17 protein-coding genes and 1 other RNA gene are annotated in these 20,454 nt (G+C 71.1%); 9 read left to right on the top strand and 9 right to left on the bottom strand.

The window, feature by feature from the left end; genetic code table 11:
• The first annotated feature begins 17 nt into the window (after positions 1 to 17).
• The 3 genes from FMEAI12_RS35000 to fxsT all read left to right on the top strand — a co-directional run bounded on the left by FMEAI12_RS35000 (position 18) and on the right by fxsT (position 6,999).
• Positions 18 to 1,523, top strand: coding sequence for a hypothetical protein (locus FMEAI12_RS35000; protein WP_131626578.1), 1,506 nt, complete (start codon positions 18 to 20; stop codon positions 1,521 to 1,523).
• Between the two features lie 65 nt (positions 1,524 to 1,588).
• Positions 1,589 to 2,614 carry an AAA family ATPase gene (locus FMEAI12_RS34995; protein WP_112109353.1) on the top strand — a complete coding sequence of 342 codons (1,026 nt, stop codon included), beginning with the start codon at positions 1,589 to 1,591 and terminating at the stop codon, positions 2,612 to 2,614.
• The gene (fxsT, locus tag FMEAI12_RS34990) at positions 2,611 to 6,999 is read left to right on the top strand and encodes an FxSxx-COOH system tetratricopeptide repeat protein (RefSeq protein WP_112109317.1); all 4,389 of its coding nucleotides are present in this window, start codon (positions 2,611 to 2,613) and stop codon (positions 6,997 to 6,999) included. Before FMEAI12_RS34995 ends, fxsT begins: the two co-directional genes overlap by 4 nt.
• A 22-nt stretch (positions 7,000 to 7,021) precedes the next feature.
• Here fxsT and FMEAI12_RS34985 read toward each other — a convergent pair whose 3' ends face one another.
• The 4 genes from FMEAI12_RS34985 to FMEAI12_RS34975 all read right to left on the bottom strand — a co-directional run bounded on the left by FMEAI12_RS34985 (position 7,022) and on the right by FMEAI12_RS34975 (position 11,655).
• Positions 7,022 to 8,767, bottom strand: a complete 1,746-nt coding sequence (locus FMEAI12_RS34985) for an HEXXH motif domain-containing protein (protein WP_160144386.1) — start codon at positions 8,765 to 8,767, stop codon at positions 7,022 to 7,024.
• A gap of 110 nt (positions 8,768 to 8,877) precedes the next feature.
• The gene (locus FMEAI12_RS36860; RefSeq protein WP_160144385.1) at positions 8,878 to 9,048 is read right to left on the bottom strand and encodes a hypothetical protein; all 171 of its coding nucleotides are present in this window, start codon (positions 9,046 to 9,048) and stop codon (positions 8,878 to 8,880) included.
• Between the two features lie 730 nt (positions 9,049 to 9,778).
• Positions 9,779 to 10,417: a response regulator transcription factor gene (locus FMEAI12_RS34980; protein ID WP_112109315.1), complete on the bottom strand. Its 639-nt coding sequence runs from the start codon at positions 10,415 to 10,417 to the stop codon at positions 9,779 to 9,781.
• Positions 10,414 to 11,655: a histidine kinase gene (locus FMEAI12_RS34975; protein WP_160144384.1), complete on the bottom strand. Its 1,242-nt coding sequence runs from the start codon at positions 11,653 to 11,655 to the stop codon at positions 10,414 to 10,416. Before FMEAI12_RS34975 ends, FMEAI12_RS34980 begins: the two co-directional genes overlap by 4 nt.
• A 279-nt stretch (positions 11,656 to 11,934) precedes the next feature.
• Between FMEAI12_RS34975 and FMEAI12_RS34970 the strand changes: the two genes are divergently transcribed.
• The gene (locus FMEAI12_RS34970; RefSeq protein ID WP_131626576.1) at positions 11,935 to 12,696 is read left to right on the top strand and encodes a hypothetical protein; all 762 of its coding nucleotides are present in this window, start codon (positions 11,935 to 11,937) and stop codon (positions 12,694 to 12,696) included.
• 98 nt (positions 12,697 to 12,794) lie between these two features.
• Here the strand turns inward: FMEAI12_RS34970 and FMEAI12_RS34965 are convergent, their stop codons facing one another.
• On the bottom strand, positions 12,795 to 13,556 hold the full coding sequence (locus FMEAI12_RS34965) for a TetR/AcrR family transcriptional regulator (protein WP_112109312.1): 762 nt from the start codon (positions 13,554 to 13,556) through the stop codon (positions 12,795 to 12,797).
• Between the two features lie 85 nt (positions 13,557 to 13,641).
• Between FMEAI12_RS34965 and FMEAI12_RS34960 the strand changes: the two genes are divergently transcribed.
• Positions 13,642 to 14,049: a VOC family protein gene (locus FMEAI12_RS34960; RefSeq protein ID WP_112109311.1), complete on the top strand. Its 408-nt coding sequence runs from the start codon at positions 13,642 to 13,644 to the stop codon at positions 14,047 to 14,049.
• A gap of 121 nt (positions 14,050 to 14,170) precedes the next feature.
• Here FMEAI12_RS34960 and FMEAI12_RS34955 read toward each other — a convergent pair whose 3' ends face one another.
• From FMEAI12_RS34955 to FMEAI12_RS34945, 3 genes are read right to left on the bottom strand one after another with little or no spacing between them, the layout of a single operon-like run.
• A complete protein-coding gene (locus FMEAI12_RS34955) occupies positions 14,171 to 15,208 on the bottom strand; it encodes a HEAT repeat domain-containing protein (RefSeq protein ID WP_112109310.1) in 1,038 nt (345 codons plus the stop codon).
• On the bottom strand, positions 15,202 to 16,029 hold the full coding sequence (locus tag FMEAI12_RS34950; protein WP_112109309.1) for a HEAT repeat domain-containing protein: 828 nt from the start codon (positions 16,027 to 16,029) through the stop codon (positions 15,202 to 15,204). Before FMEAI12_RS34950 ends, FMEAI12_RS34955 begins: the two co-directional genes overlap by 7 nt.
• 58 nt (positions 16,030 to 16,087) lie before the next feature.
• Positions 16,088 to 16,510: a helix-turn-helix domain-containing protein gene (locus FMEAI12_RS34945; protein WP_112109352.1), complete on the bottom strand. Its 423-nt coding sequence runs from the start codon at positions 16,508 to 16,510 to the stop codon at positions 16,088 to 16,090.
• A 145-nt stretch (positions 16,511 to 16,655) separates the two neighbouring features.
• Here FMEAI12_RS34945 and FMEAI12_RS34940 point away from each other — a divergent pair, with 145 nt between their 5' ends.
• Both FMEAI12_RS34940 and FMEAI12_RS34935 read left to right on the top strand, forming a co-directional pair.
• Positions 16,656 to 17,525 carry an NAD(P)-dependent oxidoreductase gene (locus tag FMEAI12_RS34940; RefSeq protein ID WP_112109308.1) on the top strand — a complete coding sequence of 290 codons (870 nt, stop codon included), beginning with the start codon at positions 16,656 to 16,658 and terminating at the stop codon, positions 17,523 to 17,525.
• Positions 17,522 to 18,430: an NAD(P)-dependent oxidoreductase gene (locus tag FMEAI12_RS34935; RefSeq protein ID WP_112109307.1), complete on the top strand. Its 909-nt coding sequence runs from the start codon at positions 17,522 to 17,524 to the stop codon at positions 18,428 to 18,430. The genes FMEAI12_RS34940 and FMEAI12_RS34935 overlap by 4 nt, the downstream gene beginning before the upstream one ends.
• A gap of 217 nt (positions 18,431 to 18,647) precedes the next feature.
• Here the strand turns inward: FMEAI12_RS34935 and ssrA are convergent.
• Positions 18,648 to 19,021, bottom strand: a transfer-messenger RNA (tmRNA) gene (gene ssrA / locus FMEAI12_RS34930).
• A gap of 321 nt (positions 19,022 to 19,342) precedes the next feature.
• Between ssrA and FMEAI12_RS34925 the strand changes: the two genes are divergently transcribed.
• Both FMEAI12_RS34925 and FMEAI12_RS34920 read left to right on the top strand, forming a co-directional pair.
• On the top strand, positions 19,343 to 19,810 hold the full coding sequence (locus FMEAI12_RS34925) for a VOC family protein (RefSeq protein WP_071060361.1): 468 nt from the start codon (positions 19,343 to 19,345) through the stop codon (positions 19,808 to 19,810).
• A 69-nt stretch (positions 19,811 to 19,879) separates the two neighbouring features.
• On the top strand, positions 19,880 to 20,454 hold a 575-nt coding region (locus tag FMEAI12_RS34920), incomplete at its 3' end, for a YoaK family protein (RefSeq protein WP_146776850.1).

Raw genomic sequence — 20,454 nt, 5'->3', positions numbered from 1 at the left:
CGGATCTGAATGCATGGGTGACGCGATGCGACAAGCTCCGGCTCGAGCTCGAGGACCAGATCGTCGATCTCCTTGACCGGACGCCGGCCTTCCGGTCGGAGTCGTCGAGGCGCCAGCTGGTCACGCGGACCGAGAGACATGCGGCGGTGCCCCTGCAGGTTCCGGAGAACCCGCTGCGCCGCCAGTGGTTTCACGGATTCATCGAGGAATGCTCCCGGTGCCCTCGGGGGCTGGCCGCGCTCCGCGACGGCGTGCGGGCGCTGGCGGACACCTCGAAGCTGACGGCACGGGTCACCCATCTCGTCGAGTGCTGGGACACCGCCGACACGGCCGCCACCGCATTCGTGCTGTGGCCGACCAAGGCCGGGGACACCCAGCCGGTCAATGTCTGGGACGTCCTGCACGACGCGCTCCAGCCCTGGCCAGCGAACGACGTCAAGGTGGAGTTCCAGCTGGCCACCGGGGACCGCGAGGCAGCCCCGCCGTGGCACTGCGCCACCGGGTGGCAGGTGTTCGTCCACCTCGTGAACAGGACCACGTCGCGCGGCCTGCCTGCGCCGTACCTGATCTTTCTGGACCAGTTGATCCACAACAACCGTCTCGATCGCACGCTCGAGCCGCTGGCCGAGGCATGGGTCCGGCAGGTCGCGACGGAGCACGGCTGCCTGGCCGAGCTCGACGGGTTGCGCCGGCGGCGCGCGGACCCGCTCGACGGCCGATCGCCCGTGCACATGGTGCTGCGCCTCGAGGGGGCCGGACCGGCCCGGGACCAGTTCGACCTCACCTGGCGGCTCGAGCGCTACCGGCCCGGGCAGATCGTCGATGCGGGGGAACAGCGCGAGCGGCTACCGCGCGACCAGCTCGAACGTGCCGTGAGCGGAGCTGTCCGCAAGGCGGAGCGCATCCTGTCGCACACGGCGGACGAGCTCTCACTTGAGTTCGTCCTGCCGTTCGACCTGCTCGACGCCGAGGTCGAGTGGTGGCGCAAGGAAGACAGGTTCGGACCTCCCAGGCCACTCGTCCTGGACTACTCCGTGACCTTACGGAGCCTCGAGCGGGTGGAGTCACCGGAGCTGCACCGGGTGCTGCGTGAGCGCTGGCGGTACGTCGACCAACCGGCGGACTCCGCGACGTACTGGTGTGCCGCCCACCCGCACGCGGGCGCGCTCAGCCTGGAGGCCGCCCTGCGTGCTGACAAACGGCTGATCGCACTCGTTCTCAGCGGGCCGCCGCACAGCGGGAGCCGCGCCATGGGCGAGCTCCTGGCCGGCCTGCGTACCGGTATCGCCGGCATCCTGTGGCGACGGACTCACGGCCTGGACAAGGCCGATCCTGACGAGAGTCTCCGCGCCGCCCTGGCCCACCAGCGCGCCGCGGACCTACCGCGGGCCACCCGCCACCTGCGGCTCGACGCGCAGCTGCTCCCGCCGGAGGAGCAGCTGCTGCACCTGGGCCGACAGGTCGCGCTGTTATGGGATGATCCTCACCGAATCGCTGACGTTCCAGGGGAGAACGGCCTGTGAGCACCGAAGACGACGCTGCGGCGCGCAGCCCGAAGTGGTGGCTCTTCCAGGGCACCGGTCGCCCGATGGATCCAGCGGAGCGGGACGCCCGCTGGCCCGCTCCCCCGCCGTGGCGAGCCTTCGACGGCGCGCCCTTGCTGACCCCGCCGACCGCTGACCTCCGGGAGACCGAACGGCGCCTCGGACGCGTCCCGTCCCGGCTCCTCGACCCGGTGCACATCTCGCTCGTGAACGCGGCGGTGTACCTTCGGCGTCCCCTGCTGGTCACCGGTCCGCCGGGTGTCGGCAAGTCCGGCCTGGCCTACCTGATCGCCAGCGAGCTCGGTCTCGGTAGGGTGCTGCGGTGGCCGATCACCAGCCGCACCACCATTCAGGAGGGGCTGTACGAGTACGACGCGATCGGGCGGGCGCAGGCCATGGTGCAGGCCCGGGGTTCGTCCCCCTACCGTCTGAGAGTCCGCTCGGAGGACGCCGTCCCCGGGGGCCGCGACTCGGGCGCCGCCTCGATCGGGGACTTCGTGCGGCTCGGCGCCCTGGGCACCGCTTTTCTCCCCCAGCGGCTGCCGCGAGTGCTGCTTGTCGACGAGCTCGACAAGAGCGAGTTCGCGTTCGCGAACGATCTGCTCAACATCTTCGAGGACGGCGAGTTCCTGCTCCCCGAGCTGGCGCGGCTGAGCGCCCAGACGCCCGAGGTGCAGGTGCACACCGCGGACCGGCATCGGACCGCTGTTCTCACGCAGGGCGTCGTGCGGTGCAACGCCTTTCCCATCGTCGTGATGACCAGCAACCGCGAGCGGGAGTTCTCACCCGCGTTCCGGCGTCGCTGCACGCTCCTGGATCTCCCCCACCCCGACACCGCCAGGCTGGCCTCATTGGTCGCCGCGCATTTCCCCGCGGAGTCGGCGGCGCGGGCGGAACTCATCGAGAAGTTCGAGCGGCGCCGCCAGCTGGTCGGCGGGCTGGCCGCCGACCAGCTGCTCAACGCGGCGCACCTGGCCGCAGCCGGCGCGTTCGACGGCGACGAGGAGACCTGGCATCACCTCCTGGACGCCGTCTGGCACGAGCTGTCGCCGCCGCTGGACACCTGGTGAGTGGGCTCGACCGGCACGGTTCCCCCGAGGACGGCGACGCAGGGCTCGGCGATCTCGCCCTGGGAGTCGCCGAGACACTATGGCTGTGGGACAGGGTGGACCCGGCCATCGCCGCGGACGGCGGAGAGGAGACGAGCCACCCGAAGCCGCCCGGATCAGGCCCACCCGGCCAGCCGGAAGCCGACCTTCCGCCGGACCCGGATCCGTCCCATCCACGGACGTCCACAGCGCGCACCGTGCGGGTGGAGCTTTCGGCGGCCCGCCACCAGCTACCCGGGCAGGCCGATCGGCCACGGTCGGGCACACAGCGTTACAAGGCCGAGGTGCGCGCCGAGCCGGCGGTGGCGGATCCGCTGTCCTTCCACCGGGCACTGCGCGGCCTGGACCGCCAGGTTCCCTCGGTCGACCGGTGGGAGCTGGACGAACTGGCCACCGCCGAGCGGTTCGCCATGGATGAGCTCGGTATTCCGGTCCGGCGGGCGGAGAGCGAGCCGTGTTACGAGATGCATCTGGTCGTGGACGACAGCCCCTCCATGACCCTGTGGCTCGACATGGTGCCCGGGCTGGCGAGGCTGCTGGAGCAGGCACGGTTCCGCGACGTCCGGGTCAGCTACCTCGACACCACGACGCAGCGTCCGGAGCAGGTGCTGCTGCGGGCGACCCGCACGGGCGAGGGCGCACCAGCGACGTCGAGCCATGTCCCGTCCGGCCGGCAGATCGTCTGGATCGTCACCGACACGCTCGCACCAGGCTGGCACGCCGACGCGATTGCCCCGGCCCTGCACCGCTGGGCCCGGTCCGGGCCGGTCGCGTTGATCAATCTGCTGCCGGAGCGAATGTGGCGCTGGGGCGGGCTGCGCACCCACCGTGTGCGGATGGTGCCCGCGAGAGGCGGCACCGCTGGTACCGCTCCCCGGTGGGTCTTCAGCCGGCCGTGGGGGCGCGCGTTGACAGGAGTGCCGGACCTGGAGCTGGCCCGTGCGCTGCCGGTGCCGATGATCGAGCTCGCTCCCGAGTGGCTCGCACCCTGGGCGGAGATGGTGGGTGCCGAGCCAGCCCGGCCGACCGAGCTGCCCGCGGTGCTGGCCGGGCCACTACCGCGGTCGCGGCCGGCCGACCAGCACCCACCATCGCGCACGGCTCGCCTGCAGCTGGACCGGTTCCGGCAGCTGGCCTCGCCGGTCGCGTTCGAGCTGGCTGTTCACCTGGCCGCCGCGCCACTTACGTGGCCGGTGCTGCGGCAGGTGCTGGACATGGTGCCGGCGGCCGGTCGCCGGCACCTCAGCGAGGTTCTCGCGAGCGGCGTCGTCATCCCGGTGCGCAGGCGCCGCGACGGCGCGAGCTCCGGGGTCACAGCCGGCGCACAGATCGCCCTCGAGTTCGCCGACGGATTACGCGAGGAGCTTCTGGCTCATGGTGACCGGGCGTCGGCGTTACGCGTCCTCCACACAGCCGCCAACACCCTGGGCGATGATGTGGATGCTTTCCGAGAGATCGATCTCGTGCTGACCAGCGAGCACCCGGAGGAGGTCGGCCTGCCGGCGGTCACCGAGGCCAATCGCCCCTTCCTGGCCGTGGAGGAGACGGTGCTGGCGAGCGTGGCGGGCCGTTTCCTACGGCGTTCCCGCCGGCTCGGCGCCCTCATCAGTCCCCTTGCGCAGGGCACCGCAGCGCCATCAACTACCGATAGTGTCCGGGGTATGACAATGAGTAGCGACACGCAAAGTGGGCACGCGCCCACACCTCGGCCTGATCCCGATGTTTCCATTACCCCCGGCCACAGGTCTGAGCCGGGCACCCAGAGCCGAGGAGGCAGGGAGTTCGTGACGTCGAGCACTGCGACGCCGCTGGTGGAGTCGCGCCGAGGCCAGACCACCTGGCCTATGGTGCTGGGAGGGGCTGTCCCGCAACGCAACCCGAACTTCACCGGCCGCGCCGACCTGCTGCGGGAACTGCATCGGCGGCTCGGTGAGGGTGCCACAGCCGTGTTGCCGGAGGCCCTGCACGGCATGGGGGGCGTCGGGAAGTCCCAGCTCGCCGTCGAGTACGTGTACCGGTACCAGGCCGAGTACGAGCTGATCTGGTGGATACCCGCGGAACGCAACGCGCAGATCGCGCAGGCCCTGGTCGACCTCGCCCCGTCGCTGCGGCTCGAGGTCGGTGGCGAGGTGAACGCCGCGCTTCCGCTCGTTCGCGAGGCGCTCCGGACGGGCCGCCCGTTCGGACGATGGCTGCTTGTGTTCGACAACGCGGAGGACCCGAGCAGGATCGTCGAATACTTCCCCACGGCCGGCGCCGAGGGCCGGGTGCTCGTGACCTCACGCGACGCGCGGTGGGCCAGCGTCGCCCGCCCTCTCGAGGTCGCCGTCTTCGCGCGGTCCGAGAGTACGGCACTGCTGCGGCGCCGGGACACGACACTCACCGAGGACGAGGCAGACCGACTTGCCGCCGCCCTGGGCGACCTGCCGCTCGCCGTCGACCAAGCGGCCACCTGGCGGGTCGAGACCGGCATGCCGGTCGACGAGTACCTCGAGCTGCTGGAAACCAAGACGAGCGAGCTGTTCCGGGAGGATGAGCCCGCCGAGCCCGGCCGTCGCGCCGAGCAGTCGGTGACGGCCGCGTGGAGCGTGTCGCTCGACCGGCTCGCGGAGAAGAACCCGGCCTCGCTGCGACTGCTGCAGGTCTGCGCCTTCCTCGCACCCGAGGGCATCTCGCGCCAGTTGTTCACCCGTGCCCGCAGCACGATGATCGTGCCCGAGCTCGACGCCGCCCTGCGCGACTCGGTCGCGCTCGGTCGCGCCATCCGTGAGGTCACGCGCTACTCACTGATGAAGCTGGACCACCGGACCAGTTCGTTCCAGATGCACCGGCTCGTCCAGAAGGTGCTGATCGACCGGATGCCCGAGGCCGAACGCGAGACGATGCGGCGAGGCGCGCAGGCACTGCTGGCGGCCAGCGATCCCGCCGACCCCGTCAGTCGGGAGAACTGGCCGCGCTACGGCGAGCTCTATCCGCACGTGCTCGCCTCGGAGACCGTCCGCAGCAGCGACACCTGGGTCCGCGAGCTGTATCTCAACGAGGTCAGATACCTGTACCAGTGGGGTGAGCACCAGGCAGCCCGAGCCCTCGCCCAGGATGGCTACGACATCTGGTCGCGGACCCTCGGCGCGGAGGACCGGCACACCCTCGACATCGGCGGATGGCTCAGCTTCGTGCTGTTCCTCATCGGCCGGTTCCAGGAGGCCGCCGCCCTGAACACCCAGCTGCTCGACATCTGCGAGCGGGCACTCGGCGAGGAGCACGAGGTCACCCTGGAAGCGCTGGGCGCGGTGGCGGCGGACAAGCGGGTCGAGGGTGACTTCGCGGCGGCGCTCACCCTCTCCCAGCAGGTGTACGAGCGATCGGTACGCACCCTCGGGCCGGACGAACCACAGACACTGGAGGCCGCACACAACGTCTCGGTCACGTACCGGCTGCTCGGCCGGTTCGGGGCCGCCCGCGACCTTGCCGTCGAGACCCTGGAGCGGCGGGAGGCCCAACTGGGGGTGGACGCCATCCCGTGTCTGATCTCCACCAGCGGAATCAACACCGACCACCGCGAGCTGGGGGACTACCCGGACGCCCGCGACAAGCAGGAGGAGGTCGTGCTCCGCTTCCGCCAGGCCTTCGGCGACCAGGGCGAGAGCAATCCCCAGCTTCTCCGAGCCCGCCGCAACCTGGCCGTCGCCCGCCGCAAGGCCGGTGATCACCAGGGCGCCCTCGAGGAGTCCCGAGACGTCCAGACCCGTCTGGCCACCCGGTACAACCTGGACTATCCCGACGCGCTGGCCGCCTCGCTGTGCCTGTCCATGGACCTGCGCCACACCGGCGAGCTGGCAGAAGCCCGGGACCTGTGTGAGGACACCCTCGAGCGTTACCGGGCAGTCCTGGGGCCGAAGCACCCCCATACGCTCGCGGCCGCAGTCAACCTCGCCGTGACGCACCGGCTGGGTGGGGACATCACGGCGGCGCACACCATCGACGTGGACGCGCTGGCGGGGCTGCGCGAGGTTCTGGGCGAGCAGCATCCGTCGACCCTCGTCGCGTTGACGAACCTCGCCAGCGACCATTACGCGCTCGGGGACGCCGAACGGGCACGGGAGCTGGATGTCGACGTAGCCGAGCAGTCGACGGCGGTGCTGGGCGACAGCCACCCGGCCACGCTGGCCGCACAGTCCAATCTCGCCATGGACCTGCGCCGCCTGGGGCAGACCCGGGAGGCCGAGAACCTGCACACCGAGACGGTGCGGCGGATGGGCCAGGTGCTCGGGGTGGAGCATCCAGCCACCAGGAACGCCGCCAGTTGGGTGCGGGCCGACTGCGACATCGACCCGATGCCGCTCTGATCGCTCGGCCGGCACGGGAGGGTCAGGCCCCCAGGCCCGCGCCGACCCAGCCGGCCAGCTCCCGCCTGCCTGGCGCGCGGCCGGCGTCGCTCAGCGCCCGGTGCACCGCACGGACGAGTTCCGGGCGCACCGCGAGCGCACGGGCGGCGCTGACGTCGCCGGCGTCACGGGCGGCCAGCCCGAGACCGCTCCAGGCATGCGGGTCACCTGGCGAGGTGTCGAGCGCCCGGTCGAACCCGATCGCGGCCGCGTGCGCGTCCCCCTCCAGCCAGGAGACGTCCGCCGGGATCGCGCCGCGGACCTGACGTCCCAGCTCCATCGCGGGCGGCCACTCGCCGGTCTGACGCCGGTCGTACAGCAGCATGCGGACCAGAGCCTCCCGCGCTTCCAGAGCGGCGACCGACGGATCGGCGGACATCCGCGGCGGGACGTGCAACGCGGCCGCCGGCGGAGGCTGGCCAGCGCTCCAGGCCTCGGTCAGCATCGCCACGGCGCCGGCATCAGGTCGAAGGTGGTGAAGTCGCCACCCGGACCGGTGATCGGCGCTCACGGCGCTCGCCCACCGCGCGGCGGTGCCCGGCACGGGCTCAGCGAGCCAGCCCGCCAGCACCACGGAGATGTTGAGCAGGCAGCGATGCCCCAGGGGAGTGAGGTCGGGGGCAGCGCGGACGTCCTCGATCGCCCGCCAGACGCCAGCGCGCCACAGCGCGAACTCGAAGTGCGCGGCGGTCGCGGCGCCACCCGCCACGACGGTGCGCTGCCGCCGCCAGAACCGGGTGACGCCGAAGAAGGCGAAGATCCCTTGGAGCAGGGCGGCGAGCGGTCGCGGGTCGTCACGCCACGGGGCGTAGAAGCGCTCGCCGTTCCCCGGCGTGTAGAGATCGACAAGATGTAACAGAGCGCCCAGCTTGGCGTGCTGCATCTCGTGGACGAGAGTCGCGGCCAGTTGCAGCTTGCTGTCCGGCATGGACAGGAGTGCGCCGCCGAAGCCATCGCCCGACGACGCGCTGCGGGGCAGGAAGCGCCGGGCACGAGCCGTCGGCACGACAGCCTGCAGAAGCTCGGCGACCTCCGTGGCCTGGTCCGGGTGTTCACGCACCAGGACGCGCCACGCCCCGTCGATCAGCTCCCGCCAGCGTTCCAACTCACGTCCGCGCAGTGGGACCGGCAACGCGGTGTGGACGACGTGCCGGTACGGATCCGCGTCCTCGACCGTCACCCGCAGCCTGCGGCCGCCGTGCTCGGCGCTGAGCACCGACAGCGGGGACCAGGCCCCGTGCGGCCCCCCGTCACGGCGGATGGTGACCACGCCCCAGGGCCCACGCAGGCGGGCCGGACCCTCGTCGACAACCAGTTCCGCGGCCTCCCACGGATCACCGCACGGGACTCGTGTGTGCCCCAGGGTGGGTAACGCCACGTTGCCTCGGCGCACCGGCAGGACGGCACGGAACGAGATCCCCGCCCGCATCGCGGCCGCGGCGGCGATGGCGTGGAAATATCCGACGTCAACCCAGAGAGGAGCATCGTCGTGGCGCAGTCCGCGCAGCCGCCGCAGCGTCAGCGCGGCCCACAGGCCGGTTGTCGGATAGTCGAGAACGGCGGCCACCTGCTCGGCGTCACTGTGCTCGGCCCGAACAAGCAGGTCCCAGGCATGGTCGGCGGTGGCCAACGGCCCGCGGGCGGCCGGCCGGCCGCGGGCCTCGTCGAGCAGGGCGCGGAGCAGCACGAGCCGCTGGCTATGCTCGGACGCCCACAACAGCCGGAGCACAGCGGCACCCGCATTCCCCGAGACGAGTGCGTCGAAGTCGCGTTCGGCAATACGGTGCGGGGTTAGAAGAGAACGATCCGGTGAACTGGAACGGACCGTTTCCGGACCCATCAGCGCTGACGCTGCTTGTTGTAACCGCCAAACCGGTTGTCCGGGTCATCGATATGGTCGATGAGGCGGGTAACCGCGTTACGCAGGCCGTCGCCGTCATGGTTGCGCAGGTCCGCGAGACTGGTCGAACCCAGGTCGACGAGCGGCGACTCGATCAATCGCTCGGGCATGAGACCTCACTTCACCACGGTCCCGCGCGACGAGCCCGCCCGCGGGCGTTTTTCGCGTTCCGGATAGCCAGCTGGCTCCGGCCGTCGATTCGACCCCTGACCGCCTGACAAGTGTCGCACATGTCCTGTCGTAATGCGCCGACTTGTCGTCCCGCTCCGCGCGGGCGCCGGGCCCGCCGGCTCTGCCGCGCAACGGTTGGCGGGTCACCGGAGCCCGCCGTGTCCGGAGGCGCCTCCTGCCCCACCCCGTCCCGGACCAATGGCGGGATCGAGCGACAGCGGTACCCGTTTAATCCGTCCCGGCCGGTCCCGGCGTTCGACCAAAGCCTTCCAGCGTGCCGCCGGAAGATGGCCGGGAGGCCGCGGTCCCTGATGCCGGCGGAAAGGAGTACGAGGTTATTGTCCGCAGCCGCCGGGTGGACATCACCCGTGTACCGAATACTGACACTGGAGCAAGGCGGTCGAAACAGGCGGTGGCCGGACGGCGGGCCGCCGCCAACGCTGACGCCGGGGCGCCGTACTCGACGGAACACGGGTGCCGACCATGCGGATGCCGTCGGCGCGGCTCAATGATGTCGATGACGCCCCGCTCCGGCGGCTTTCTCCCCGGCGCTTCGGCGAAACCGACGAGCGCCGGGCCCACCGCAGGGCCTGATTGCGCCGATGCGACCGCTCCCGCCCGGGTTTCGGACGGTAGCGCCGCGGGTGGTGAGCGAGACCTATCGGGGTATCAGCCGAGCCTGGCGTCACGGGCGGCCACCACTGCCTGTGCACGGTCGCGCAGGTCGAGCTTCGCGAAAATGTGCCGGACATGCGTCTTCACTGTGGCCATGCTGATGAACAGCTCGCTGGCGATCTCGGCGTTCGACCTCCCGGCCCCGATCATGGCCAGAACCTCCCGTTCGCGGTCGCTCAGTTCGTCCAGGCCGGCTGGGAGGCGGGGCTGCTCGGGCGGGCGGGTGGCGAAGTGGTCCATCATCCGGGCCAGGACGGCGGGCGCGACGACCGGCTCGCCGGCCTCGGCGCGCCGCACCGCGTCGACCAGCCCCTCCGACGTGACGTCCTTGAGCAGGAACCCGGCGGCACCCGCGCGCAGGGCGTCCACCACGTTCTGATCCACGTCGAACGTGGTCAGCGCGATGACCCGAGCGTCACCGGCGGCGACGATTCGGCGGGTGGCCTCGACGCCGTCCATTCCGGGCATCCGCAGGTCCATGAGGACGACGCCGGGCCGGTACCGCGACGCCGCCCGCACGGCGCTGTCCCCGTCCCGTGCCTCGCCGACCACCTCGATCCCGGCCAGCTCCAGGATCATCCGCAGTCCCTGCCGCACGAGATCCTGGTCGTCGACGATCAGCACGCGGGTCACCGCGGGCTCCCCGCCACCGTGGCGCCCCGTGCGCCCCGTGCGCCCGGGTCGGCCTCCCGCGCCTCCCGCGCCTCCCGCGCCGCCGGCCCGGTGGTCCCCGTGGCGGCCGGATCGGCGGTCGGTGTGGCCGGCCCGGCGGTCTGCGTGGACTGGCCGGCCGCGGACGTCGGTGACGCCGCTGGCAACGTCACCCGGATCTCGAACAGCCCGTCGTGGACTCGGGAGTGGAACGCTCCGCCGAGCAGGTCCGCCCGGTGACGGATCCCGGAAAGGCCGCGGCCGGGGGTCGGCGGGCGCGTGGGCGCGCCCGGGTTCACCGCCTCCAGACGGACCTCCCGAGCGGTCCAGTTCACGGTGAGGCTGACCCGCTCCCCCGGGGCGTGCCGCCCCGCGTTGGTCAGGCACTCGCGCACGATCCGGCCGACCGCGAGCGACGCGGGCGACTGAGCGGGCCACGGATCACCCGTGACGACGAGCGTGTTGGCGATGCCCGCGTCCTCGGCGCGGCGGGAGATCTCGGCGATGTCCTCCCGCGCGGGCTCTCGGCCGCCCCGGCCATCCCGGCCGCCGGGCGCGAGGATGTCGAGGACGGAACGGATCTCCGCGAGCGTCCGGTGCGCCGTGGCCCTGATGGCCTCGACCGGCTCGGCGGCCCGCTCGGGTCTCACCCGCAGCGCGGACGCGGCGGCTTCCGCCTGGATCGCTATCAGAGTCACCTCGTGCCCCACCACGTCATGCAGTTCCTGGGCGATGCGGGCACGCTCGGCGCCGACCGCCGCCTCCTCGGCGTTGAGCCTCTCGCGCCGCAGGTCCTCGGTGAGCCTGGCGAGTTCGGCGTTCTGCCGCCGCAGCCGCGCGACGACCTGACCGACGCCCACCGGCGCGGCCACCGCGAGGGCACCGCCGATGGCGGCAACCGGCGCCTCGGGACCGAGCAGGGTGCCGACCACCGAGACCGCGCACGCCCACAGGGTGGCCAGCGCGACCGCGGCGCGCGGGGTCCCGCGACTACCCAGGGCGAAGAACTGAAGGATCACCACCACGTAGCCGAGCAGCGGGTAACCCTCGAGCGGGATCAGCCAGAACGCCGACGACACCAGCGCGGACTCGACCGGCCGGCTACGGCGCCAGGCGAGCGGCAACGTGGAACCGAGCACATACAGCGGGCCCAGCGCGCCGCCCGCCATCGGGTAGATCGCCGTCTGCGCGAGCCCGGCGAGAGTGAACCCCGCCGCCATGGTGGCGTCGGTCCTGGGCGTCCGGAGCCATCGCGGCAGGCGGTCCTGGGCACGGTCCACGATCGCGAGCGTACGGGCGCGGGGCGGCCGTGGCATCAGCCCGAGGGCTGAAACCCACGTCATCCCGGATGAGCCGCGCGTCATCCCGGGCTGACTCCACGAGCAGCCCCTCGGTCGATGTGGGGCCGGGCGCCCGACTCCTACCGTTCTGGTGTCGGCGCAACGGCCGGCGAAACCCGGCTCGATCCGGCTCCGGACGGGCCAGCAGAAAGGTGGATCATGACCACGGTCAGCCCTGTTATGGCTGTTCTGGAGGACGCCGCGTCCCACCGTCACGCCCCCGACCGGGCTTCCGGTGGCCGACCGGCCCACGCCCGCCCCGGCGCCGGCCTGGACGTCGGTCGGCTCAGCGCTCGCTTCGGCATCGCCTTCACCGTCTGCCAGCTCGTCGTGATGGTCTGCATGGCGGTGTTCGTGCTGCCACACGGTGGCTCGCCGGACGATCCGGCCCTCGAACGCGGCACAAATGTGCTCGACGCCGAGACCGCCTACCGGACCGGCAACTACGTGTTCATGATCTCCGGGTCACTGCTGCTGGGCTTTCTCGGTGTGGTACACCTGCGCCTGCGCCGGGTGGACGGCACCGGCGTGCTCGCGGCGGTCGCCGTCGCCGCGGGCACCCTGCTGGCCCTCATCTGGCCGTTCGCCGGGGTGCTGCACGACATCGCCCTGGAAACGGCGGCCACGGGAAGCGACGTGAGGATTCTCGCCGGATGGGACTCGGCCGCGCCGTTCGCCCTGGCGTTCTCGGCGCTGCCGCGCGTGTTCTTCGTTGGCGCGATCCTGCTCGGCCTGGGCGCGGAGGGTGTGGCGCCGTGGCTGCGACGCACCGGCGTCGCGCTGCTGCCGGTCAGCCTCGTCGGCAGCGCCACCCTGCTGGTCGGCGGCCTGTTCCCGCTGCTCGCCCTGAGCACGCTCGGCTTCGAACTGTGGCTGGGGGCCCTCGCCTGGCACTGGCTGCGGCAGGGCCGCGACCAGTGAAGTGATCTCAGCGGTCAGGCCGGTAGGCCTGACCTCCGCTTCGCCCCTCGGAGCCCGCGGCCACCTCTGGCCGCGGGCTCCGACTAGTCGGGGGAGTGTCAGCAGCGTTCGATGAGGGGGGCCAGGCCGTCGAGAAGGCGGGCAAGGCCGAAGTGGTAGGCGTGGTCGGGATCGTGGGCGCTGCCGCGTGCCTGGCCTGCGGCCGTGCCGACTCGGCTGGCGAGCGGATAGTGCTGCTCGTCCAGCACGCGGGCCAGGAGGGGGCCGACCCGCGCCCACCACCGCGTGTCGTCACCGTCGGGGCCAGCCGCCGCGCCGGTCGCTTCGTGGGCCGCACGGGCGTTGGCCTGGACGAAGGACAGCAGGTAGGTCAGGCAGTCGTCCATTTCGGTGTCGGAGAGGCCGAGGGCGTCGAAGGCGGACAGTTCATGCTCGTACTTGGCCATGAGGCCCGGTCCCAAGGGAGGGCGCAGGGTGGAGACCTCGGCCGCCCAGGGATGCGCGGCGAACAGGGCGCGGTTCTCGTCGGCGACGGCGGTGAGCCGCTCCCGCCACGACGCGCCGGCGGTGTCCGTACGCGACATCCGGGCATAGGCCGCGTCGAGCATCAGGTCCAGCAGCTCTTCCTTGCCCGGCACGTAGGTGTAGAGCGTCATGGGGACCACGCCCAAGGCACGGGCGACAGCCCGCATCGTCACCGCGGCGAGGCCCTCCTGGTCGGCAAGATCGGTGGCGGTCCTGACCACGGCGGCGAGGTCCAGCGCCCGGCTCGGCCCCCGGCGGGATGCCGTCGACGCCTCTCCCCACAGCAGAGCCAGTGTGCGGGCCGGATCACCGGCGCCCGATCGTTCAGCCGTCACGTAGCCATCATCGTCCGCGAAACTTTGTACTATGTATTATGTACTGCGTACAGAGTTAGTCGCACCAGGTCTCGGAGAATCCCCCATGAAGATCAGTTCGTCCGCGGTGTCGCTGAACGTCGACGACGTCGCCGCTTCGGCGGCCTTCCTCGCCAGGCACTTCGGCTTCACGGAACTGATGGCGGCCGACGGCTTCGCCTCCCTCGGCCGCGATGACGCCGGCATGAACGTCGTCTACCTGCGCCGCGGGCTGCCGACCCTGCCCGCCGACCAGCGCGACGACCACGCCACAGGGCTGATCCTCGCGTTCGTGGTGGACGACCTGGAGGGTGAACTCGCCCGACTTCAGGGCGAAGGCGTGGCCATCACGATGCCACTGACGGTCGAGGAATGGGGAGAGCGTGCCTTCCAGGTCCGCGATCCCAACGGCATCATCGTCCAGCTCGTCGACTGGAACGGCCCCGGCGGCCACCCCACCACCGAGAACGCCTGACCCGCGCCGGGCATTGCGCGGCCGACCGGCGGTGCGGTGTCTGCGGCAACCCGCCGGACCACGGTTGGCGACCTGCCAGACGGGTTCTGGGCATTCCGGTCCACACCTCGGTCGCGCGCTTTCAGGAATCCTCGTCGCCTCGGCCTTCAGGGGACCGTTCTTCGACAGCTTCGACGAAGACCGAGGCGACGAGGGCGACCGTGCGGTCGCCGTCGTGGGTCAGTTGGCGCAGGACCTCCCGCCCGGCGGTCCCCGGCAGCTCGACCAGCGCCTGGGCCAGGCGTATCCGCACCGCGGAGTCCGCAGCGTGCGCGGCGAGTTCGGCTACCAGCGCGCTGATGATCCGGTCCGCGCAGCCGGGGTCCAAAAACAGCGTTCCCAGGACCTCCGCCGCGTCGACGTCGTTGACGCCCTCGACCACCATGCCGACGAGTACCGGCACGGCCGCGGTCCCGCCGCGCCTGCCCAGCGCCAGCGCGGCGCGCCTGCGCACCGTTGTGTCCGGATCCCCGAGCGCGTCCGCAAGCGCAGCGGTCGCATCCGGGGCCTCGGAGATCTCGGCGATCGCCCGCACCGCGCGCTGCCGGATGCCGACATCCTCCGAGTGCACGCCGGCGGCCAGCGCTGCCACGCCGTCGGCGCCCGATCGGGCGAGCGCCCAGCGCAGAGCGCCCGCGACGTTGGGGTCGGATTCGGCCAGGACCGCCTTGACCAGCAGTTCGGCGGGAACGGACACGCCCTCCGGTCGGGCCAGGACGGACTGCTGCCTGCGCGCAGCGCTGGTCGAGTCGAGCCCCTGGATGAGCTCGACAATGCGCAGGACGTCCTGCCAGCCGGTGGGCGCCGACGCGTCGATCGCGCGGAGCCGCTCGAGCAGCTCCTGTTCCCGCTCCAAACGGTCTTCGGTCCACCGGATGAGATCGCTGACCAGGGCGGACGGTGTGAAGGCCGGATCCTCCAGCGCACGCCCGATCTGCTTGAGCGAGAGCCCGAGGGACCGCAGGCTCTCCACGTGGAAGATCCTCCGGACGTCCTCGGCGGAGTACTCGCGGTAGCCGCCGAGGGTGCGACCGGTCGGTCGCACCAGGCCGAGGGCGTCGTAGTACCGAAGCATCCGGGTGCTCACCCCCGAGTGGCGGGACACGTCGCCGATCAGCAATCCACGGCCTCCACGGCATCCACAGCATCCACAGCCCCCGTCGATTCGGTCGTCTCCGTGGGCTCGCCGATCGCCGCGACGCAGGCAGCCTTCGAAGGCTCGGCAACCTCCGAAGGCTCGGCGACTCCCGCCGCGGCGGCAGCGGCAGCAGCGGCTCGTTCCGGGCCGAGTGCGATGACCCGCCTCGCCTCATCGATGGCCGCGTTGAAACCGGTCTCCGGGTCCCGCAGGAGCAACTCGGTGGCACGGGCATGCGCGGCCACAGCCGGGTCGGGATTCGCCGCGGCCTTCTCCAGGGCGGGCTCGATCACGTCGCCGAGGTCGACGAGTGCCCGGCTCAGGCTCAGCTGCACACTGCGGTCGCCGCGGCCGAGCTGCACAACCAGTTCGTCGACCAGGGCCTTCTTCTCGCCCTCGGGCACGAGGGCGACCGCGACGCGCCACGCGGTCCGCGCGACCTCGTCGTCGGCATCGCGCAGCATGTCGCGCGTGATCCAGGCCCACGCGCCCCTGTCGCCGATCTTGCCGAGCGTGTGCAACGCCTGACTGCGGGCCTGAGCGCGCTCGGAGTCGAGTTCCTGGCGGATCCGGGGCAGGGTGATCCGCGGCGAGAAGCGGGTCAGCGCCCAGGACAGCATGTCTCGCACGAAGAAGTCCGGCTCGACCGCGCACCGCTCGACGAGCGTCTCCAGGAGGCCGGGGTCGGGGTTCGAGCCGACCGCCAGGGCCGCCTGAAGCCGGACCGACGAGTCCTTGGCGCCCAGAGCACTGGCCACGCGGGTGTTCAGCGGGGTTCCGCTTGTCGTGTTGATCAGGACCACCTCCGGTACCCAGTGGAAGCCCTATCACCATGTCAAGGTCAAGCCCGTGACCGACGGATCACACGATCGCCTGACCCGGGTGCACCGGCATGGTGGGTGACGCTTGGCGAGGCGCGGCTGGTGACGTGGATGTGAGCGCGTCCTCGGCGGCGAGGCGCTCGCGACGTCGCGTCCCCCACCCACCCAGCGGACGGAGGGCCTCGTTGAGCGATGTGCCGTGCTCGGTGAGGGAGTACTCGACCCGGGGAGGCACCTCGCGATACATCTCGCGGTGGACCAGGCCGTCCTCCTCCATCTCGCGCAGGTGCTGGATGAGCATTTTCTCGCTGACGCCAGGAAGGCCGCGCCGCAGCTCTCCGAACCGCCGGATTCCGTGGTTGTTCAGCTCCCAGAGGATCAGCGACTTCCACTTCCCTGACACCACGTCCATACCGGCATCGATGCCGCAGACGTAGGGACCGCGCCGCGTGCTCGTCACCATCAGACCCTCCACCTGGCCCCAGCTGGACACTAACTTCCGGGTAAGTATTGAACAAAATAGTAGGTACTTGCCGGTGGGAAAGGTTAGCGGGGAGGGTCGGGACAGCGCGCCAGTCAGACCACCGAGCGGAGCAAGGGACGATTTGATGACGACCCGTACGACCTTCCTGGGCCTGGGTGCGATGGGCAGCGCGCTCGCCGCCGCGGCTCTCGACGCCGGCCGACCCTCCGTGGTGTGGAACCGCACCCCGGGCAGAGCAGGAGCACTCGGCGAGCGCGGCGCCACCATCGCCAAGACCGTCGGCGAGGCGATCACCGGCGATGGACTGATCATCCTGTGCCTGCTCGACCATCAGTCGGTGCACGCCGTGATCGATCCGGTCGCCGCCAGCCTGACCGGACGTGCCGTGATCAATCTGACGACAACAACACCGAACCAGGCCCGCGAGCTCGCGGCCTGGGCGACGGAGCACAGCATCACCTACCTGGACGGCGCGATCATGGCCGTACCTGAGATGATCGGCCGTCCGGATGCGGTGATCTTCTACAGCGGTGCCGAGGCCGCCTTCGAAGAGAACCGGGAACTGCTCGATCTGTGGGGGCAGAGCGACTACTTCGGGACCGACCCCGGTATGGCCTCGCTCCGCGACATGGCGATGCTCGTCGGGATGTACACGATGTTCGCCGGCTTTCTGCACGGCGCGGCGATGGTCGGTGCCGAAGGGGTGTCGGCTGCCGAGTTCACCCGACGGCAGACACCTTTCCTCGCCGCCATGACCGGCCAGCTGGCCGGTCTCGCCGCCACAGTGGACGCCGAGGACTACGCCGGGGCGGGCCAGCAGAGCCTTGAGTTCACCGAAGCCGCACTGGCCTCACTGGTGACGGCCAGCCTCGAAGCGGGCGTCCATGTCGACGTGCTGCGGCCCGTCCACGACATCGTTCGCCGGCAGATCGCTGCCGGCTACGGTCGGCAGGGCACCGCCCGCATCTTCGAAGAGCTCAGGAAGTCCCGATGAGCGGCGAGGACGGCCTGTCTCCTGTGACGGTCATCGGCCTTGGCCCGATGGGCCGAGCGATGGCCGCGTCCCTGCTGCGGTCCGGCCATCCGGTGACGGTGTGGAACCGCACCGCGCGGCGCGCCGACGACCTCGTCGCCGGCGGCGCCACGCTCGCACCCACCCCGACGGCCGCGGTCGCCGCCAGTGGGCTGACCATCCTCAGCCTCACCGACTACCGGGCGATGTACGACATCCTCGGCCCGGTCGCCGAGAGTTCGGGGCCCTCCGGTGTTCTTGACGGCAAGGTCCTGGTCAATCTCAGCTCGGATACGCCCGACGCCTCCCGGGACGCGGCGGCATGGGCAGCCAGACACGGGGCGACCTTCGTGACCGGAGGCGTGATGGTGCCCGCGCCCGCTGTGGGCGGCCCCGGGGCGTATGTGTTCTACAGCGGGCCGCGCGCGGTGTTCGACGTCCACGAACCGACGCTCGGACTGATCGGCGAGCCCAGGTACCTCGGGGAGGACCCAGGCCTGGCCCAGCTCTTCTACCAGGCGCACCTCGACGTCTTCCTCACCGCCCTGTCGAGCCTGCTCCACGCGACCGCGCTCGTCACCGCCGCCGGTGTCCCGGCCGCCGACTTCCTGCCCGGCGCGCTGAACATCCTCACCGCTATCCCGGCGATGATCGGAGACGGGTGGGACCTCGCCCGGCGCCTGGAGGCCGGCGAACACCCCGGCGACCTCAGCACAGCGCGGATGATGGGCGCCACAGCAGACCACATCGTGTGGACGAGCAAGAAGGCGGGCATCGACACACGGCTGCCCAAAGCCGTCAAGGCGCACTACGACCAGGCCGTCAGCGCCGGCCGCGGCACCGAGAACTGGACCGTTCTCTACGAGATACTCAAAGCTGGCGGCTGAACAACGACCAGAACCGTGGTCCTACGACCAGGAGACGAAGCTGCATACCTGGCGCCGACCGGCCCCCTGTCACTACGCCGTGTAGTCGAGGTCTGTTGGTGCACTTGGGGAATCGAACCAACCGATCAAGACCCCGACCTGGACATCTTCTATTCGATCAACCTCTGATCTCATAGGGTTCATCAATTTGCCCAGGTCAGGGCATTGTTACGCATCGTGGTGGAGGTGGCGGGAATCGAACCCGCGTCCTCCGGCCCCGACACAGGGCTTCTCCGGGCGCAGCCTGCTTGTTTTTTCTCAGCCCCGCCGGTCCCGCAGGCAAGCCGGCGCAGGCTCAGTCGCTGTTAGATTTCCCGACCTACCCCGCGACCGGGTGGGACGGTGATCCTCCTGTCGACGCCAGATCCTGGGCCGGAGGAACTCCCAGGCTGACGGCTAGTTGGTCTCTACTCAGGCCGCGAGGGCGAAAGTGGAGCTAGCAGGCTGCGTCTTAGTGGCAGCTGTGTTCTGAACGGATCGTTAACGAGATAACCGCTCATCCTCGGCCCGCTTCCCCTGCCTCGACGTCCGGAGTCGAAGCCGGTCACCCCCTGGTATGTGCCGTGTTGGTGCATGCGTGCTGTTCTGTGCCAGCCGGACCCGCCGACGACTCGCCAGCGTGCCCAGACGGTTCAACGTCGACCGCCGACCACATGTTCCCACACGGCGCCGCGGCTCGACCACCCGATTACGGCGCGGCGGCCCGCGGGCGGCACCGCCGCTCGCCCGCGGGCCGGGCGAGCGCACCACCACCGACGGCCGACCGGAACGGGTGGCGAACGGGTGGCGAACGAGCGGCGGGAGGACGGAACAGACCAACCGTCCATATAGTTGAACGTTCAAGACAGAGGCAATGTGATCAGGGGGAACGCAATGGAGATCAAGGAACTGGGACATCTCGTGCTGTACGTACGCGAACTCGAGCGCTCCGTCGCCTTCTACCGGGACGTCCTCGGCTGGCGGCAGGTCTTCCCCGAGGTTGGCGGGCCGGCCGGTCTGGGCATCCCCGCGGCGGCGTTCTCCTCAGGCCGCACGCACCATGAGCTGCTGCTGATCGAGGTCGGGGCGGATGCGGCCGCGCTGCCGCCCGGTCGGCGCGTCGGGCTCTACCATTTCGGGCTGAAGGTCGGCGACAGCGACGACGAGCTTCGGGAGGCGCTGGAGCGCATCGAGCGGGCCGGTGTGCGGCTCGTCGGCGCGTCGGACCACACGGTCACCCACAGCCTCTACATCTCCGACCCGGACGGGAACGAGATCGAGCTGTACATCGACGTGCCCGGGGTCGACTGGCGCGGCAACCCCGCCCTGATCGCGGCGCCCATCCGTCCGCTCCGCCTCTGAGCGGCCCGGGCGCCGGCGGTCACCGCGCGTCACGGCCCGGGCCCGGCGCGGATTCAGGACACTGGCCGGGTGCCCCCCGCAGGCGAGCGCGCGACGGGCTCCGAGCGACGGACGGTCGTCCTCCTCCTCGCGATGACCTCGCTGACCGGTCTGGTGGACTCGTTGACCTTCCTGGGGCTCGGCGAGGTCTTCGTGGCCAACATGACGGGCAACGTCGTCGTCCTCGGCTTCTCGCTGGCCGGGGCCACCGGGATCTCCGGAATCCTGTCGTTGACCTCGCTTGGCTGCTTCGTTCTCGGGGCGCTGGCCGGCGGACGGGTCGGTACCCGGCTCGGCCGGCGCCCCCGGCTCTGGCTGGGAGCGGTGACCGCCGCCCAGGCCGTCCCGGTGGCCGCGGCGCTGGTGGTGGCGGCCCGCTGGCTCGGTGACGTTCTGGCGCTGACGGTGGCCGCCGGCGGCCGGTCGGATCGGGCGCATCCCAGCGGCGCCGAGTACGCGATCGTCTCGATGCTGGCCGTGGCGATGGGCCTGCAGCATGCGACGGCGCGGCGCCTGGCCAGGCCGGAGATCCCGACGAACGTGCTCACCACCGCGATCACCACGTTCGCCGTCCAGACCCGGCTGGGCGGGGGCCGGGGCCCACC

The organism is Parafrankia sp. Ea1.12 (assembly GCF_900465275.1).
GTDB classification, from domain to species: domain Bacteria; phylum Actinomycetota; class Actinomycetes; order Frankiales; family Frankiaceae; genus Parafrankia; species Parafrankia soli.
The sequence above is the reverse complement of the archived record's forward strand: the minus strand, read 5'-3'. Positions and strand labels throughout refer to the sequence as shown.

What these genes read in the sequence shown, in the direction of transcription:
- FMEAI12_RS34995 (WP_112109353.1), top strand. Translation starts at nt 1,589, where the DNA reads ATGGATCCAGCGGAGCGGGACGCCCGCTGGCCCGCTCCCCCGCCGTGG.
- FMEAI12_RS36860 (WP_160144385.1), bottom strand. Translation starts at nt 9,048, where the DNA reads ATGCCCGAGCGATTGATCGAGTCGCCGCTCGTCGACCTGGGTTCGACC.
- FMEAI12_RS34975 (WP_160144384.1), bottom strand. Translation starts at nt 11,655, where the DNA reads ATGGCGGCGGGGTTCACTCTCGCCGGGCTCGCGCAGACGGCGATCTAC.
- FMEAI12_RS34970 (WP_131626576.1), top strand. Translation starts at nt 11,935, where the DNA reads ATGACCACGGTCAGCCCTGTTATGGCTGTTCTGGAGGACGCCGCGTCC.
- FMEAI12_RS34960 (WP_112109311.1), top strand. Translation starts at nt 13,642, where the DNA reads ATGAAGATCAGTTCGTCCGCGGTGTCGCTGAACGTCGACGACGTCGCC.
- FMEAI12_RS34945 (WP_112109352.1), bottom strand. Translation starts at nt 16,510, where the DNA reads ATGGTGACGAGCACGCGGCGCGGTCCCTACGTCTGCGGCATCGATGCC.
- FMEAI12_RS34940 (WP_112109308.1), top strand. Translation starts at nt 16,656, where the DNA reads ATGACGACCCGTACGACCTTCCTGGGCCTGGGTGCGATGGGCAGCGCG.
- FMEAI12_RS34935 (WP_112109307.1), top strand. Translation starts at nt 17,522, where the DNA reads ATGAGCGGCGAGGACGGCCTGTCTCCTGTGACGGTCATCGGCCTTGGC.
- FMEAI12_RS34925 (WP_071060361.1), top strand. Translation starts at nt 19,343, where the DNA reads ATGGAGATCAAGGAACTGGGACATCTCGTGCTGTACGTACGCGAACTC.